The organism is Rhizobium croatiense (assembly GCF_019793465.1).
Taxonomy (GTDB): Bacteria; Pseudomonadota; Alphaproteobacteria; order Rhizobiales; family Rhizobiaceae; genus Rhizobium; species Rhizobium croatiense.
The window spans coordinates 36,466-52,505 of the sequence record NZ_JAILYJ010000015.1; the positions used below are offsets into that span (position 1 = coordinate 36,466).

Annotated in this window: 16 protein-coding genes and 3 pseudogenes; 10 read left to right on the forward strand and 9 right to left on the reverse strand. The window is 61.7% G+C overall.

Features of this window, described 5'->3' with window-relative positions; translation table 11 throughout:
* Nucleotides 1-7: 7 nt before the first annotated feature.
* Together K6M89_RS22445 and K6M89_RS22450 are read right to left on the reverse strand one after the other, a co-directional pair.
* A complete protein-coding gene (locus K6M89_RS22445; protein ID WP_222141033.1) occupies nt 8-430 on the reverse strand; it encodes a type II toxin-antitoxin system VapC family toxin in 423 nt (140 codons plus the stop codon).
* Nucleotides 427-681, reverse strand: a complete 255-nt coding sequence (locus K6M89_RS22450) for a type II toxin-antitoxin system Phd/YefM family antitoxin (protein WP_222141135.1) — start codon at nt 679-681, stop codon at nt 427-429. The genes K6M89_RS22445 and K6M89_RS22450 overlap by 4 nt, the downstream gene beginning before the upstream one ends.
* A gap of 181 nt (nt 682-862) precedes the next feature.
* Between K6M89_RS22450 and K6M89_RS22455 the strand changes: the two genes are divergently transcribed.
* Nucleotides 863-1,777: an acetamidase/formamidase family protein gene (locus K6M89_RS22455; RefSeq protein ID WP_222141034.1), complete on the forward strand. Its 915-nt coding sequence runs from the start codon at nt 863-865 to the stop codon at nt 1,775-1,777.
* 16 nt (nt 1,778-1,793) lie between these two features.
* Here the strand turns inward: K6M89_RS22455 and K6M89_RS22460 are convergent, their stop codons facing one another.
* Both K6M89_RS22460 and K6M89_RS22465 read right to left on the reverse strand, forming a co-directional pair.
* Nucleotides 1,794-2,708: a proline iminopeptidase-family hydrolase gene (locus K6M89_RS22460; RefSeq protein WP_246642624.1), complete on the reverse strand. Its 915-nt coding sequence runs from the start codon at nt 2,706-2,708 to the stop codon at nt 1,794-1,796.
* Between the two features lie 80 nt (nt 2,709-2,788).
* Nucleotides 2,789-3,565: a helix-turn-helix transcriptional regulator gene (locus tag K6M89_RS22465; RefSeq protein ID WP_097583396.1), complete on the reverse strand. Its 777-nt coding sequence runs from the start codon at nt 3,563-3,565 to the stop codon at nt 2,789-2,791.
* Between the two features lie 127 nt (nt 3,566-3,692).
* On the opposite strand from K6M89_RS22465, the gene K6M89_RS22470 reads away from it, so the two are divergent.
* Genes K6M89_RS22470 through K6M89_RS22490 form a run of 5 tightly spaced genes read left to right on the forward strand, consistent with a single transcriptional unit; the run spans nt 3,693 to nt 9,661 of the window.
* Complete coding sequence (locus K6M89_RS22470) at nt 3,693-4,583, forward strand: proline iminopeptidase-family hydrolase (RefSeq protein ID WP_222141036.1); 891 nt, start codon at nt 3,693-3,695, stop codon at nt 4,581-4,583.
* A 51-nt stretch (nt 4,584-4,634) separates the two neighbouring features.
* Nucleotides 4,635-5,573: an ABC transporter permease gene (locus K6M89_RS22475; protein ID WP_222141037.1), complete on the forward strand. Its 939-nt coding sequence runs from the start codon at nt 4,635-4,637 to the stop codon at nt 5,571-5,573.
* Nucleotides 5,570-6,421, forward strand: a complete 852-nt coding sequence (locus tag K6M89_RS22480; RefSeq protein ID WP_222141038.1) for an ABC transporter permease — start codon at nt 5,570-5,572, stop codon at nt 6,419-6,421. The genes K6M89_RS22475 and K6M89_RS22480 overlap by 4 nt, the downstream gene beginning before the upstream one ends.
* Nucleotides 6,418-8,127, forward strand: coding sequence for a dipeptide ABC transporter ATP-binding protein (locus K6M89_RS22485; RefSeq protein ID WP_222141039.1), 1,710 nt, complete (start codon nt 6,418-6,420; stop codon nt 8,125-8,127). Before K6M89_RS22480 ends, K6M89_RS22485 begins: the two co-directional genes overlap by 4 nt.
* Nucleotides 8,128-8,146: 19 nt before the next feature.
* Nucleotides 8,147-9,661: an ABC transporter substrate-binding protein gene (locus K6M89_RS22490; RefSeq protein WP_097583387.1), complete on the forward strand. Its 1,515-nt coding sequence runs from the start codon at nt 8,147-8,149 to the stop codon at nt 9,659-9,661.
* An 87-nt stretch (nt 9,662-9,748) separates the two neighbouring features.
* Here K6M89_RS22490 and yghU read toward each other — a convergent pair whose 3' ends face one another.
* Both yghU and K6M89_RS22505 read right to left on the reverse strand, forming a co-directional pair.
* Nucleotides 9,749-10,624, reverse strand: a complete 876-nt coding sequence (yghU, locus tag K6M89_RS22495; protein WP_222141040.1) for a glutathione-dependent disulfide-bond oxidoreductase — start codon at nt 10,622-10,624, stop codon at nt 9,749-9,751.
* A 367-nt stretch (nt 10,625-10,991) separates the two neighbouring features.
* Nucleotides 10,992-11,212 (reverse strand): annotated as a pseudogene (locus K6M89_RS22505) (NAD(P)-binding domain-containing protein); the annotation flags it as partial.
* 163 nt (nt 11,213-11,375) lie between these two features.
* On the opposite strand from K6M89_RS22505, the pseudogene K6M89_RS22510 reads away from it, so the two are divergent.
* The 3 genes and pseudogenes from K6M89_RS22510 to K6M89_RS22520 all read left to right on the forward strand — a co-directional run.
* A pseudogene (locus K6M89_RS22510) lies at nt 11,376-11,489 on the forward strand (universal stress protein); the annotation flags it as partial.
* A 145-nt stretch (nt 11,490-11,634) separates the two neighbouring features.
* A complete protein-coding gene (locus K6M89_RS22515; RefSeq protein ID WP_097583367.1) occupies nt 11,635-12,549 on the forward strand; it encodes a DnaJ C-terminal domain-containing protein in 915 nt (304 codons plus the stop codon).
* A gap of 2 nt (nt 12,550-12,551) precedes the next feature.
* Nucleotides 12,552-12,875 carry a MerR family transcriptional regulator gene (locus K6M89_RS22520; RefSeq protein ID WP_222141041.1) on the forward strand — a complete coding sequence of 108 codons (324 nt, stop codon included), beginning with the start codon at nt 12,552-12,554 and terminating at the stop codon, nt 12,873-12,875.
* Nucleotides 12,876-12,902: 27 nt separating this feature from the next.
* On the opposite strand, the gene K6M89_RS22525 is transcribed toward K6M89_RS22520, so the two are convergent.
* From K6M89_RS22525 to K6M89_RS22535, 3 genes and pseudogenes are all read right to left on the reverse strand, one after another.
* Nucleotides 12,903-13,832: a phosphatidate cytidylyltransferase gene (locus K6M89_RS22525; protein ID WP_222141042.1), complete on the reverse strand. Its 930-nt coding sequence runs from the start codon at nt 13,830-13,832 to the stop codon at nt 12,903-12,905.
* Nucleotides 13,829-14,449 (reverse strand): lysophospholipid acyltransferase family protein, encoded by a 621-nt coding sequence (locus K6M89_RS22530; protein ID WP_222141043.1) that lies wholly within the window; start codon nt 14,447-14,449, stop codon nt 13,829-13,831. The genes K6M89_RS22525 and K6M89_RS22530 overlap by 4 nt, the downstream gene beginning before the upstream one ends.
* 80 nt (nt 14,450-14,529) lie before the next feature.
* Nucleotides 14,530-14,709: pseudogene (locus K6M89_RS22535) on the reverse strand (CDP-alcohol phosphatidyltransferase family protein); the annotation flags it as partial.
* A gap of 339 nt (nt 14,710-15,048) precedes the next feature.
* Here K6M89_RS22535 and K6M89_RS22540 point away from each other — a divergent pair.
* Nucleotides 15,049-16,035, forward strand: coding sequence for a BMP family protein (locus tag K6M89_RS22540; RefSeq protein WP_097583360.1), 987 nt, complete (start codon nt 15,049-15,051; stop codon nt 16,033-16,035).
* Nucleotides 16,036-16,040: the final 5 nt, after the last annotated feature.

Genomic DNA, 16,040 nt, shown 5'->3' on the forward strand with positions numbered 1-16,040 from the left:
AAAGACATCAATCTTGCCACGGATCCAGCACGACAACGCCTGCGCCTTCGAAATCCCTGACATTGCGCGTAACCACGGTCAGGCCGAGAACCAGGGCGGTTGCGGCAATCAGAGCATCGGCTTCATTGCGCCGATCCGGAATATGCAGGTGCGCGCAGCGTGTCGCGATCACGTCATCGACCGAAAGGATACGGCCGGCAAATGCCGGCCGCACCTGATTTTCCAGCCATGCACGCAGACGAGCCCCTTGCGCCGCATCGCGGCGCTGCACGCCGAGTATTCCACGCTCCAATTCCAGGATCGTGATGGCGGAGATGCATAAGCTCACGGTGTCTTGCGCCCCGGCCCATGCGACCACATTGGCATCTGCCTTGCCGTCTCCGACCTTGCGCAATTCGGAAACAACGTTGGTATCCAGCAGATATTTCAAGATAGATCGACCCGGCGCGGTGCGATCTCAACACGAGGCGGGTCGAAGTCGATATCTGACAAACCAGGCATGGAGAGCGCATCGACCAGACTGCGGCGCTTGCCGGTTAGACGCTCGAATTCGTCATAGGTCATCAACACGTGGGATGGTTTGCCACGATCCGTAATGATGACCGGGCCATTTTGCGCCGCCTTTTTTGCCCTGCTCACGTCGTGATTGAGTTCGCGGCTGGAAAGACTTGTCACATTCATATAACGCATCTCCATGTAGGTACTTACCTACATATACTATTCGGAGGATGCAAGGCAAGATCAGATAGCATGCTCCTGGGCGTGTTGGCTTCCCAGGTAATCTCTGATCTAGTCTGGACTCTCTGCCGGGCAGACCGGCCGCGGGTTCATGGCATTCGAAACGAGCGAGGGCTGTATACTCATGACCACTCACCGCTTCATTCCGACGCGCTTTCACAATGTCATCGGCTCGCTGCCGCCGGCCCTGCATATCGCCGACGGCGATACTGTCGTCACCGAGACCCTCGATGCCATCGGCTATGACAAGGACGGCATCCGGCGGACATCCGGTCCGAACCCGATGAATGGCCCGATCTTCGTGGAGGGCGCCGAGCCCGGAGATGCGTTGAAGGTCGAGATCATCAGCATGGTTCCGACCAGGGGCACCGGCTTTACCCGAAGCATCGTCGCGGCCAATGTCATCGATCCCGAAACGGTTCGCGACCTGCCGCCGCGGGGCATGGCGATCTGGGCCATCGACCGTGAAGAGCTGACCGTCCGGCTATTCGAGCCGGTCGCCGGCCTGGAAAATTTCGTTCTGCCGCTCGCCCCGATGATCGGCTGTTTCGGCGTGGCGCCCAGCCTCGGCCAGGTGATCTCGACGGCGACCAGCGGCGAATATGGCGGCAATATGGATTATCGCCTGTTCGGCCCCGGCACGACCGTTCGTTTCCCGGTATCGGCTCCCGGCGCGCTGTTCTTTCTCGGCGATTGCCATGGCGTGCAGGGGGATGGCGAGATCGTCGGCACCGGCGTCGAGACGACGTTCGAAGTCACGGTGCGGCTGACGGTGGAAAAGAAGGCCGGCTTGGTCTGGCCACGCGGCGAAACCGCCGAGGACATCTTCACCATCGGCAATGCCCGCCCCCTCGATCAGGCGCTTCAGCATGCCACCAGCGAAATGATGAACTGGCTGGCATCGGATTACGGCCTCGACAGGAGGGCGGCCAGCCATCTGCTGGGCCAGGTGGTGCGTTACGATGTTGGCAACGTCTTCGATCCGGCCTATACGATGGCCTGCCGTGTCGCCAAGAAATGGCTGGTCCGCCGATCGTGACGAGCTGGCACCTGCTTCAGTCGTAGCGCGACAGAAAGCCGGAAACGGTCGCCAGGCAAAGCTGCTTTTCCTCGACATGCGGCATGTGACTGGAATTTTCGAAGAGCACCCATTCGCAGCCGGGAACACGTTCGAGGTAGGGCTTTACCACCAGGGGCGTCGCCTCGTCATATTTCCCCGAAATCAGCAGCGTCGGCGCCTCGATGCGGTCGAGCCGGTCTTCGATCGTCCAGTCCTTCATCGTGCCGATGACGTGAAACTCGGTTGGGCCGTTCATGTTGCGGTAGACGGTGTTGTCCTCGTCCATGATCGCAAAGGTCCGCGCCACTTCCGGCGGCCACGGCAACACGCGGCAGACATGGCGATCATAGAAGACGCGGGAGGCGGCGATGTAGTCCGGATCGGTGAGGCTTCCCGCCTGCTCATGTTTCAGCAGAGTGTCCTGTACCTCTTTCGGCAGTTCCTGCCTCAGCCGGTTTGCTTCCGAAACCCAGGTGTGCATGTTGGCCGGCGAGTTGGCGATGACAAGCGCCTTCAGGCCTGGTGGCCGGCGCACCGCATGCTCGGCGCCCAGCATGCCGCCCCAGGACTGGCCGAGAAAGGCATAACGATCCTGTATGCCGAGATGGGCAAGCAGCGCATCCAGCTCTTCAAGGAAGAGGCCGACCGTCCAGAAATCCGGGCCTTTCTCGGGTAGACGGGTGGAATTGCCGTTGCCGAGCTGGTCGTAATGAATGACAGGGCGGCCGTCGAGCTCGGTAATGTCCTTGAAGGAATCGACGTAATCATGTGTGCAGCCGGGCCCTCCATGGGCGACGACGAGCGGCAGTTTGCCGCTTTCCACCGAACTGGTCACGCGATACCAGGTGCGATAGTCGCGAAAGGGCAGATAGGCTTCACTCGTTGCGATTTCGGCCACCGGCGTCTCCATCTCTTGGGCGTTTGGAGACCATAAAGCGGCGGCAGCGCCGAAGGCAGCTATCACAACTTATAGGGTGGCCAGGAACCGCTTTAGTTTCGGTCGCGCTCTTCGAGCAGGCGGTAGTGGGTGGCGCGCACGACGGCCTGGGTGCGGTTGCGGGCGCCGAGTTTCTTGGCCGCGGCATTGAGATGCATCACCACGGTGGGCACGGAGCGGCCGATGATGCGCGAGATTTCCTTGGCAGAATAGCCCTCCGCCGAATGGCGCAGGCATTCGCGTTCCCGCTCGGTCAGATGGACGGTACCGACGCTGCGCGCCTTCCTGTCGAAAAGCGAATAGGCCGTCTCGTGGAAGACATGGGCGAGCAGGTTGAAGTCGGCAATATAACGCAGCGCATGCCGTTCGAAGTCGCTGTCTTCGCCGAAGCGGATGCCGGTGACGGTCGCATAGTCGCCGCCCGGCATATGGACCGGCACGGTGACGCCGGTCGACATGTCGCGTTCGCGGAGATAGCGCGTCACGGGCGCGGTGTCGTCGCTCATGAAGCGGTTGATCAGCGTGTCGGCATTCGTATCGTAGTTCCAGAAGAAGGGCGCGCTGCTGCGCAGCGCCACCTGCTGGACCGGGTCGATGCGGAAATAACCGCGGCCGAACCAATAATCGTGCATGTCGTCGGCGATGTTCCGGAGTTTCAGCAGCGAGGGTATCATGATCGCGCCGTCGAGATCGTAGGGCACCGGCGTATAGTCATAGATCAGCGCCTCGAAGCCCAACCGCTTCATCGCCTCGAAGGCCTGGTCGATCCGGCCGTCCAGCGTTTCATGCGCTGTAAACTGCCGTCTGATCGTTCCGATATCATCAAGCATGGGCAGTTCCCTGGTTCGCATGCGCCCTACCCTATCACTTCTTATAGCTGGCACGGGACGCGATTTCCGGTAAAAATTTAACCATGCCCAAATATTGAGCAAGCGAAATCTTCTGCCGGAGCAATCAATGTGGCGTGAAATACAGCCGGACGCCCGTTTCGAAATCGATGTCGATGGCTACCGCGTCGTCGCCTATAGCTTCGGGACCGGCGACGAGACGGTTTTCTGCTTGAACGGCGGTCCCGGGCTGCCCTGCGATTACCTGCGCGAGGCGCATTCCTGCCTGATCGACAAGGGCTACCGTGTGGTCGCCTTCGACCAGCTCGGCACGGGCGCCTCCGATCGGCCGGACGATCTCTCGCTCTGGACGATCGGCCGTTATGTCGAGGAGACCGAGACGGTGCGCAAGGCACTTGGGCTCGGCGAGGTTCACCTGCTCGGCCATTCCTGGGGCGGGTGGCTGGCGATCGATTATGCGCTGACCTACCCCGAGAACCTCAAGACACTGATCCTCGAAGATACCGTCGCCGACATGCCGCATCTGATCTCGGAACTGGAACGGCTGCGGGCGGCACTCGGTCCCGAGACGGTGTCGATGATGCAGAAGCATGAGGCCGAGGGCACCTACGATCATCCGGAATATCTCGCCGCCGTCACCATCCTCAACTACCGCCACGTCTGCCGCCTGGCCGAATGGCCGGCGCCAGTTCGCCGCTCGCTCGACGACTGGAACATGGCGCCCTACGCGACCATGCAGGGCCCGAACGAGTTTCTCTACATCGGCAACCTCAAGGACTGGAACCGCATTCCTGATCTGCCGCGGTTGACGCTGCCGGTGCTGATCACCGCGGGAGAACATGACGAGCTGACACCGGCCTGCGCGCTGAGGATGAAGCTGGCGCTGCCGAACGCCGAGCTCAAGGTATTTGCCAATGCCAGCCATATGCCCTTCTATGAGAACCCGCAGGATTACTATCCGGCGCTTCTCGATTTTCTCGCCCGGCACGAGGCAGGCTGATGCAAGAGGAAGCGGACCGAAGCCGACGAAGTCAAAGGGGCGATCGGCGTCATGCATCGCTATAAATTCGTTCTGACGCGACCGCTGCAATTCCTGCCCGTCATTTTCGGTATCAGCGTCATCACTTTCATTTTGGTCCGCCTGATCCCAGGCGATCCCGCCCGCAACATCCTCGGCACGCGCGCAACGCCTGCAGCCCTTGCCAGCATCCGCGCCCAATACGGCCTCGATCAGCCGATATGGCTGCAATATCTCTACTTCCTCAAGAACCTCGCCAATGGCGAGATGGGCAAGTCGATCCTCTACAAGATCGACGTGCTGAAGCTGATCGTCACCCGCATCGAGCCGACACTTGCGCTCGTCGCCTCCAGCGTCGTGCTGTCGGTGCTGATTGCAGTGCCGATGGCGGCGATCGCCGCGCGCAATGCCGGCCGGGCGCCCGATCATGCGGTGCGCATCGTCTCGACCTTCGGCATCGGCTTTCCGCCGTTCTGGCTGGGGCTGATGCTGATCATCCTCTTCAGCGTCGAACTCGGCATGCTGCCGGTTTCCGGTTACGGGGCGTCGATCGGCGACAAGCTGTCGCATCTCGTGCTGCCGAGCCTGACGGTGGCGCTGTCGCTCTCGACCGTGCTGACGCGCAGCCTGCGGGCGGCGATGATCGAGCAGCTGAAATCGGATGTCGCGACGGCGGCGCGCGCCCGCGGCATGCCTGAAGGCATCGTCTTCTGGCGCCACGTGCTGCCGAATTCGCTGGTGTCTACGATCAACCTGCTTGCCGTCAACATCGGCTGGCTGATCGGCGGCACGGTGGTGGTCGAGAGCGTTTTTGCACTGCCCGGCATGGGGCAGCTGCTCGTCAGGGCGATCTTTTCGCGCGACTACATGGTGGTCCAGGGCGTCGCCATGGTCTTTGCCTGCGCCACCGTGCTCATCAACTTCATCGCCGACATCGTCACCGTCGCCGTCGATCCGAGGGTGAAGTTATGAGCGCCGAGGCGATCGTCCCTGCATCGCCCGGCTGGCGCCGGTTCTTCGGCCGGCGGCCGATGCTTGTGCTCAGTGCCGGCCTGCTGCTGTTCTTCGTACTGCTGGCGGTCGGCGCTCCCGTTATCGCGCCCTACGATCCTATCATGCAGAATGCCGAAGTGCGGCTGCAGGCGCCGTCGTTGCTTCACCCATTCGGCACCGATAATTTCGGCCGCGATATCCTCTCCCGCGTCATCTGGGGCGCGCGCCTCGATCTGCAGATGGCGCTGATCGGCGTCATCTTCCCCTTCCTGATCGGCACGACGGTCGGCACGATCGCCGGCTTCTTCGGCGGGATCGTCGATGCGCTGTTCATGCGCCTTGTGGATATCATCCTCGCCTTCCCCTTCCTGGTGCTGATGCTGTCGATCATCGCGATTCTCGGTCCCGGCCTCGGCAGCTTCTATATCGCCATGGCGCTGGTCGGCTGGGTCTCCTATGCGCGGCTGATCCGGGCGCAGATGCTGGTTCTGAAGGGCAGTGACTACGCCGTTGCCGCCGTCAGCCTCGGCTTCAGCCGCCCGCGCATCATGTTCCGCCACCTGCTGCCGAACGCGATCGCCGGATCGATCGTCTTTTCGATGTCGGATGCGACTCTGGTGCTGCTCAGCGGCGCCGCCGTCAGCTATCTCGGTCTCGGCATCCAGCCGCCGATCGCCGAATGGGGCGTCATGGTCGCGGAAGGACAGAGCTTCATCACCACGGCCTGGTGGATCACCCTGTTTCCCGGCCTCTCCATCGTCTGCCTCGCCTTCGGTTTCAGCATGCTGGGCGACGCGCTCGGCGAATTGCTGGGGGTGCATGAATGAGCGGCTCCTTGCTGTCCGTCCGTGATCTCACCCTCAGGGCACACGTCGATTCCGGCCCGCGCACGCTGCTCGATGCGGTATCGCTCGACCTCGGCAAGGGCGAGATCCTCGGTCTCGTCGGCGAGAGCGGCTCGGGCAAGAGCCTGTTCTGCCGTTCGCTGGTGCGGCTGCTGCCCTCCTCGCTCTTGAAGATCGAAAGCGGATCGGTGTTGCTCGAAGGGCGCGATCTCATGCGGGTCGACGACGGCGAGATGCTGAAGGTGCGCGGCGGTGAGATCGGCATGATCTTCCAGAACCCGACCAGCCATCTCGACCCGGTGATGCGGGTCGGCGAACAGATCGCCGAGGGCATCCGCTATCACGAGGGCGTCGGCGCCCGCGAGGCCCGCACCGCTGCGACGGAAATCCTGGCGCAGGTCGGTTTTCCCGATCCGAAGCGTCAGTACGACAGCTATCCGCACGAATTTTCCGGCGGCATGCGGCAGCGGGCGATGATCGGGGTGGCGCTGTCCTGCAATCCGAAGATCCTGATTGCCGACGAGCCGACGACGGCGCTCGATGTGACCATCCAGGCGCAGATCCTGCGGCTGTTGATCGACATTCGCGACCGGCGCGGCCTGTCGATCATTCTCATCACCCATGATCTCGGCATCGTCGCGCAAACCTGCGACCGCATCGCCGTGATGCGCGGCGGCAAGTTGGTGGAAGAGGGGCCGAAGCGGGCGATCCTGGCGCGGCCGAAGCATCCCTATACGGTCAGCCTGATCGACAGCCACCCTTCGATATCAGGCGAGACTTCCCCGTCGTCGCCCGAAGTGGCGGACGCCGGTCGGCCGGCAGGACCATTGCTTGAAATCGACGATCTCCATGTGCGGTTCAGAGCCGGCGGCGGCCTGCTGAAGGGTGGCGTCAAGACGGTCAGCGCGGTTTCCGGCGTCAGCCTGCAGATCATGGCCGGGGAGACGGTCGGCATCGTCGGTGAATCCGGCAGTGGCAAGAGCACGCTTGCCCGCGCCGTGCTTGGCCTTACGCCCCTCTCCTCCGGTCATGTCACTTTCGACGGCGTCGATCTGGCGCTACAGAAGGGCGCGGGCCTGGCAAAGCTCCGGCGCGAAACGGCGATGGTTTTCCAGGACCCCTATAACGCGCTCAATCCGCGATTGACGATCGGTCAGATGCTTGCCGAGGTGCTGAAGGTGCAGGGCAAAGTGGCCAAGGCCGATATCCCGGCGCGGATCGACGCTTTGCTCGATCACGTCGGCCTCGAACGCGAATTCGCCGGCCGCAAACCGCGCAGCATGAGCGGCGGCCAGTGCCAGCGGGCCGGCATCGCCCGGGCCATCGCCGTCGACCCGAAGATGATCATTGCCGATGAATGCGTCGCCGCCCTCGACGTCACCATTCAGGCGCAGATCATCGAACTCTTCCGCGAGCTGACGGCGAAGATGAACCTGACGCTGATCTTCATAGCCCATGATCTCGCAATCGTTCGCAATCTCTGCCAACGCGTGGTCGTCATGTATCGCGGTGAGATCGTCGAGGAAGGCCGCTGCGAAGAGGTCTTCGCGCGGCCGAAGCATGCCTATACGGCGGCGCTGATTGCCGCCATTCCCGACATCGATCCCGACAAGCCGCTGCTGCAAGGCGCCGGCGGTAGGGAGGATCTTCAATCGATACCGATCCAACCCATCAAACGCATGCCATAACAACGAAGGGAACGAACTCATGACAAACAGGTGGAAATCAATCGGGCCAGCAGCCTTGCTCGCTGGTCTGACGCTCAGCGCAAGCTATGCCGAAGCCGCCGGCGTGCTCACCATTGGCCGCCGCGAGGATTCGACGACATTCGATCCGATCAAGACCGCGCAGAACATCGACAACTGGGTATTCTCCAACGTCTACGACGTGCTGATCCGCGTCGACAAGACGGGCACGAAACTGGAGCCGGGGCTTGCCGAAAGCTGGACGGCCTCGGATGATGGCCTGACCTACACGTTCAAGATTCGCGACACGAAATTCTCGGACGGTTCGCCGCTGACGGCAGAGGATGCGGCCTACAGCCTGCTGCGCATTCGCGACGACCCCGCTTCGCTCTGGAGCGATTCCTACAAGGTGATCGACACGGCGGTGGCCACCGACGCACACACGTTGACGATCAAGCTCAAGAACCCGTCCGCACCATTCCTTTCGACGCTGGCACTTCCGAATGCCTCCCTCATCTCCAAGAAGGGCATGGAATCACTGGGTCCCGATGCCTATGGCGAAAAGCCGATCGCATCCGGCGCCTTCGTGGTCGAGGAATGGCGGCGTGGCGACCGCGTCATCCTGAAGAAGAACCCGAATTTCTGGCAGGCCGACCGCGTCAAGCTCGACGGCGTCGAGTGGATCTCGGTGCCTGACGACAACACCCGCATGCTGAACGTCCAGGCCGGCGAGCTGGATACGGCGATCTTCGTGCCCTTCTCCCGCGTCGAGGAGCTGAAGAAGGATCCGAACCTCAATGTCGACATCGACGCCTCGACGCGCGAGGATCATCTTCTGATCAACCATGCGCATGGCGATCTCGGCAAGAAGGAAGTGCGCCAGGCGCTCGATATGGCGATCGACAAGAAGGCGATCGTCGAGGCCGTCACCTTTGGCCAGGGCACGGTCGCTAACTCTTATATTCCGAAGGGTGCGCTCTATCATTACGCCGATAACCTGCAGCGCCCCTACGATCCTGAAAAGGCCAAGAAGATGCTGGCGGATGCCGGTGTCTCCAACTTGACGCTGAACTATCTCATCCGCGCCGGCGACGAAGTGGACGAGCAGACGGCCGTGCTTGTGCAGCAACAGCTTGCCAAGGCCGGCATCACGGCGAACCTGCAGAAGGTCGATCCAAGCCAGGAATGGGATATGACGGTTGCCGGTGATTACGACATCTCGGTCAACTACTGGACGAACGACATTCTCGATCCGGACCAGAAGACGACTTTCGTTCTCGGCCACGATTCCAATAACAACTATCTGACCAATTACAAAAACGAGGCGGTCAAAGAATTGGTGGCGAAGGCCCGTCTCGAGCTCGACCCAAAGAAGCGCGAAGAGATGTATGTCGATCTGCAGAAGATGGCAAAGGACGACGTCAACTGGATCGACCTTTACTACAGCCCCTATATCAACGTCTCGCGCAAGAATATCGAGAACTTCTACCAGAACCCGCTCGGCCGCTTCTTCCTGGAGGATACGGTCAAGAACTGAGTTCGGGCAGCTCGCAAATGCTCCGTCGCCGTAAAGGCGGCGGAGCATCATTTATTGCTGCGACACACGGCTGGGGCCGCCGCTTGCTTACTCGGCGGCCGCGAGCTTGTCCTGCGTTCTGGTGTCGAAGTCGCTGGCGTCGTGGCGCTCGTGCAACTGGCTCGACGGCTCGCCGGAGAGGCGGTTGACCATCCGGCCACGTTGTACGGCCGGCCGGCCGTGAATGGTGTCGGCCCAGCGCTGGACGTTCTTATAGTCCTCTACCTGCAGGAATTCGGCGGCGCCGTAGGTCCAGCCCTTCACCAAGCCGCCATACCACGGCCAGACGGCAATATCGGCGATCGTATATTCGCCGCCTGCCAGATACTCGCTTTCGGCGAGGCGGCGATCGAGCACGTCGAGCTGGCGCTTCACTTCCATGGCAAAGCGGTCGATCGCATATTCGATCTTGGTCGGCGCATAGGCATAGAAATGGCCGAAGCCACCGCCGAGATAGGGGGCGCTGCCCATCTGCCAGAACAGCCATGACAGGCATTCGGCGCGTTCGCCCGGTTCGGTCGACAGGAAAGCGCCGAACTTCTCGGCGAGATAGGTGAGAATGGCGCCGGACTCGAAGACGCGGATCGGCTTTTCGCCGCTGCGGTCCATCAGCGCCGGAATCTTCGAGTTGGGATTGATCTTGACGAAATCGCTGCCGAACTGGTCGCCATCGCCGATCCGGATCAGCCAGGCGTCATATTCGGCACCGCTATGGCCGAGGGCCAGCAGTTCCTCGAGCATGATGGTGACCTTCTGGCCGTTCGGCGTGCCCAGCGAATAGAGCTGCAGCGGATGACGGCCGATCGGAAGCTCCTTCTCATGTGTCGGTCCTGCTATCGGGCGATTGATGCTGGCGAACTGGCCGCCATTCGCCTTGTTCCAGGTCCAGACCTTCGGGGGGACATAATCGGAAGAACCGCTCATCTTTCAAACTCCTGGCATTGGTCGGATAGAGCACGGCGCCCGGATGGGCCGCCAGCATTTTTCCTGACATAGCAGAGGCGATGAGGGTTTGTCACAGGTCTCCAAGCTGTTTCACGCAATCGTCAGAATCTTGGCAAAGCTCAAGAAGACGCTGGTTTCAGGCGTTCGCTTCAGGAAGGCGCCTGCCTGTCGCGGCTGAAAACAGATGCTCGCCGGCCGCTTGCAAAGTGAAGCGGATCGTGTCGCCACGCCTTATCGCAATGCGCTCGCGAAAGAGCATATTGACGTTTTCTTCTCAGGCCCGCGCGACGACCTGCGTCTCCGCGCCCGTCGGTTCGAGGGCGACGTTCTTCGCCGTGTTCCCCGTCGCGACACCGATCGCTTCCGCCGGCGGAACGATCGACAGGATCAGCTCGGCCTCCGCCAGCGCCCGGTGTTCGACCGGCACCATGCCGGCTGACTTGGCGCGCGCAATCGTCTGATCGCTTCTACCGTCGAGATGGGTCAGCACCGTGGCGCCATGGTCGATCAGCCTCTGGCCACAGCGCTTCCCATTGCGTCCGCTCCGATGATTGCGAAATTCGGCATATGAAACCTCTGTGGTGTGACGACGACATCGCATCAGAGCTATCGCCGATCGGACCGACGTCAAATGCGACAAGGCGGCAGGATGCTCGTGTCGAAGCGGGGCGACGGTTTTTCCGTGCACGCCGCCGTTTCACTGACGGACTTGATTTTGGTCAGAGCAGGCGTCGTCGACGCCGAAAAGAAGCTTGTGTCGCTCTGCAAGGAGTTGGGAATCCCGGCGATCATCGAGGTTCGCATCGGCGTTGCCGCTGCCCTGCTGGTGTCGGCCGCAAGGGAGAGCGGCCGCTCTGCTTTGAGCTCTGGCAAGTTCCCGCCGATCACAGGACCACCGGCTTGAAGCTTGCCCCTCCCCGGCGGCGGCCCGGCAACCTATATCAGTGCCAAGCCAACCAGCAGCATGGACTGCCCGACCGGAGATATGCATGAGCCAGGATCCCTATGAGCTTCTGGGCGTGAAGCGGGATGCGACGCAGAAGGATATTCAGAGTGCCTTCCGCAAGCTCGCCAAGAAACTTCACCCCGACCTTAACCCCGGCGACAAAAAGGCGGAGGACCGATTCAAGGATATTTCGACCGCTTACGAGATTTTGAGCGACGAACAGAAGCGGAGACGTTTTGACCGCGGCGAGATCGATATGACGGGCGCCGAGCGGGCGCAGCGCAGCTATTACCGCGACTATGCCTCGGCGAGCGGTGCCAATGATCCCTACCGCAACAATTCCGGCTTTGCCGATTTCGCCGACATCGACAATAGCTTTGCCAATTTCTTTTCGCGTCGCGGTGGCGGCGGCAGGACGCGCAGCCAAGGCCAGGATCGGCGTTTCTCCATGGAGGTCGATTTTCTCGAGGCCGTCAACGGCACCAGGACCGAGATCAAGCTGCCGGATGGGCCGCAGCTCGATGTGCAGATTCCGCCCGGAACCCGCGACGGCCAGACCTTGCGGCTGCGTGGCAAGGGTGAGCCGGGCCTTGGAGGCGGGCCGCCGGGCGATGCCCTTATCGAAATCCGTGTGGCCCCCCACCGCTTTTTCACGCGCGACGGCGACGACATCCGCCTGGAACTGCCGATCTCGCTTGACGAGGCGGTGCTCGGCGGCAAGGTCCGCGTGCCGACACCATCGGGACCTGTCAACGTGACGCTGCCCCCGCACTCGAATACCGGCAAGGTCCTGCGTCTCAGGGGCAAGGGCGTTCCAAAACGCGGCGGCGGACACGGCGACGTCTATGTCTCCTTGAAGATCGTGCTGCCCGATAATTCAGACGAACGGCTGACCTCCCTGGTGAAGGAATGGGCGGCGGCAAATCCATACGATCCGAGGAAGAATATGGAGGCCTGATCATGGATGATCATGAGTTCCGTCTTTGCCTGAAAATCGATGTCGTCCAGCTCGACTTCTGGGTCGAACGGGGTTGGCTGATCCCGGAGATATCAGGCGAAGGGCGGCAGTTTCGCGAGGCCGATGTCGCCCGCGGCCGGCTCATCCTCGATCTCATGGGCAACATGGGCGTCAACGAAGCGGGCGTCGATGTCGTCATGGATCTGGTCGACCAGCTTCACGGAGTCAGGGGAACGATGGGCAAGCTGGTGACGGCCATCGGCCGGCAAGAGCGGCAGGTTCAGCAGCGGCTCATCGAGAGCCTCGAGGATATCGACCGCTTTTGAGGAACCGGCCGCATGCGGCGGATATCCTCACATGGTGAACCAGTAGCGGATGATGTGGAAGAATAGCGGTGCGGCAAAGGTGATAGAATCCAGCCGGTCGAGCACGCCGCCATGGCCTTCGATCACATAACCCCAGTCCTTGGCGTTGAGATCGCGCTTGATCGCCGAGAGCACGAAGCCGCCGAAGAAGCCGGCAACGACGATGACCGTGCTGACGGCTGCCGCCTGCAGGGGTGAGAACGGCGTCAGCCGGTAGAGCATCGTTCCGACCAGGATCGCCGAGGCACCGCCGCCGATCAGGCCCTCGAGCGTCTTCGACGGGCTGATGTTCGGCGAGAAACGATGTTTTCCCAGAAGCTTGCCCCAGACATACTGGAAGACGTCGCTGAGCTGCACGACGATAACGAGATAGACGAGAAGAAGCGCCGGCGGTGTGCCTGTCTCAAGCATCAGCAGCGCGGGCGCATGGCTGATCGAATAGACCGTCAGCATCAAGCCCCATTGCACCCTGGCGGTCCGCGCCAGGAATTCCTTGACGTCGCCGGTGAGCGTCGCCACCGCCGGCAGGATCAGGAAGGCATAGACCGGAATGAAGATCGCAAAGAGGCCGTACCATAACGTTCCGAGCAGCACATAGTGCAGCGGCAGGACGACGAAGAAGGACAGGAACAGCGCCAGGTGATCGCCGCGCCGTGACGGCGTCAGCGTCCAGAATTCGCGCAGCGCCATGAAGGACAGGAACGCGAACAGGATAACCACCGCCGTATCGCCGAGCAGGATCGCGCCGCCGAACACCGCGACCATGACCCACCAGGAACGGATGCGGGCGTTGAGGTTCTGGACGGTGGCGACGGAGCCAGGCTCGGTCGCCCGTCGCTGCAGGATGAAGCCGATGGCGGAGGCGACGGCGAGCAGGCCGAGGATTGCGGCAAGGACGATGGAGAAAAGGCTGGTCATGCGGTGCGCCCTCCATCTGCCAGCTCGATGACCGCGGCGCGGGCCCGCGCCAGGAATGCGTCCTTGCCTTCGCCGGGTTCGACGCGCAGCGGCTTGCCGAAGCGTGCCGTGCAGGTGATCGGCACGATCAGTATGCTTCCCTTCGGCAGGATGCGCTGCAGATTGTCGAGATGGATCGGTATGAGATCGACATCGGGGAAGCGGCAGGCAAGGCGATAGATGCCGCTGCGGAACGGAGCGATCTCCTCGGTGGCGCTTCTCGTCCCCTCGGGAAAAATCAGGATCGAACGCCCTTCCTCGAGCAGGCGCTCGAGCGGCTCCAGCGGGTTGCTGTCCGGCAGAGGCTTGCGGTCGATCAGAACGGCGCGCAGGCCCTTCTCCGCAATGAAACGGCGAAGGGCGCTGGTTCCCCAATAGTCGCGCGCCGCCACCGGATGGGTCAGCCGCCGCACCTGATACGGCAGGGCGGCCATGACGGCGACGGTATCGACATGACTGTTGTGATTGGCGAAATAGATACGGCGGCGCGTGTCGGGCTTGCAGCCCCGCCACTCGCTTCGGGCGCCGACCATGATACGGACGAACAACACGAGGAGGCGACGGACAAGCGCGGTCATAGTCTCTCCAGCGAATGGGAAACCGTTATCGTACGGGTGATGTAGGTGACGAGGCTGCCGGCCGCGATGATGATGGAGGCGGCGATCGGATGTGAGGTGAACAGGATGAGCGCCGCGCCGATGCCGGCAAACAGGATCGAGAGAAGCGAAATGCTGTTCAGCGTGACGCCGGTGCGCGCCAGCCACGCGCTCAGGGCGATCGCCCAGGACGACGACCGGCTCGCGATCGGTCGCCGCGAGGCGTGTTCTTCATCACCCATTTACTTGTTTCCCCACCCCAACAGTTCTCTGCATATCCTGCAAATATCGTCGCGCCAAGCCCTGTAGATCCGGTCCGAGCTTTCCTCGCGTCGAAGCGATGGAGGCGCGCGTTGGAAGAGAAATTCTCAACCGGGAAGCGCGACGGCATCGGGGTGCAGCCTGCCACGCCGCGGTCTTTCCGCCAAGTCGCGACGCCATGTGGGCACGCATAAATTCGGCGGCCGAAGAAAGAGCCTAAAGGGGCGATCAGCCTGATTTTTAAGCCTGTTCTCTCCTTGACACCTTTTTAGGCGATACTATGATTTTTGAACCAGATGGTAAAAAAAGGGGAGCAATCGATGACCAAAGACATCCTGATTTCACGCCGGGCAGTGATCGCATCGGGCATTGCGCTCGGAGTGAGCAGCTTCGCCCCGCTCGCAAGGGCTGCCGCCCCGCTGAAAGTTGCCGGCATTCATGCGTCGCCGGTTGAAAATGCCTGGAATTCCTGTCTTCACAAGGCCCTCCAGGACGCCGCCAAGGAAGGCGTCATCGAATATGTCTTTTCCGAAGGTGTCTCCGGCACCGATTATCCGCGCGCCATGCGCGAATATGCCGAACAGGGCAACAAGCTGATCATCGGCGAGGCCTATGCGGTGGAGAAGGAAGCCCGGCAGGTCGCGGCCGACTATCCGGAGACCGCTTTCGTGCTGGGTTCGAGCGGCGAGCAGGCCGGCGACAATTTCGGTGTCTTCGGCACGTGGAATCATGACGGCGCCTATCTGGCCGGCATGCTTGCGGGCAAGATGACCAAGTCGAACGTCGTCGGTTCGGTCGGCGCCATCCCGATTCCCGAAGTCAACATGCTGATCAATGCCTTTGCCGCGGGCGTCAAGGCTGTCAATCCCGACGCAAAGCACCTGGTGTCGTTCATCGGTACCTTCTTCGACCCGCCGAAGGCCCGCGAGGCCGGCCTCGCCCAGATCGACGCCGGCGCCGATATCCTGTTCGGCGAGCGCATCGGCACGGCCGATGCTGCCAAGGAACGCGGCATCAAGTCGGTCGGCTCGCTGGTCGATTACACGCCGCGTTATCCGGACACGGTGTTTGCCAACGCCATGTGGTATTTCCGCCCGATCCTCAATGCCGCGATCGCCGATGTCGCTGCCGGCAAACCAGTCGGGAGGAACTACACGTCCTACGGTCTGATGAAGGAAGGCGGCAGCGATATCGTCTTCGTCAAGGGTGTTGCGCCTGCCGAGGCTGAGGCTGCTATGGAAGCCAAGCGAGCCGAGATCAAAGCTGGCACCTTCGAAGTTCCGAAGATGATGGAAGAGCCGAAGTAGTTCGA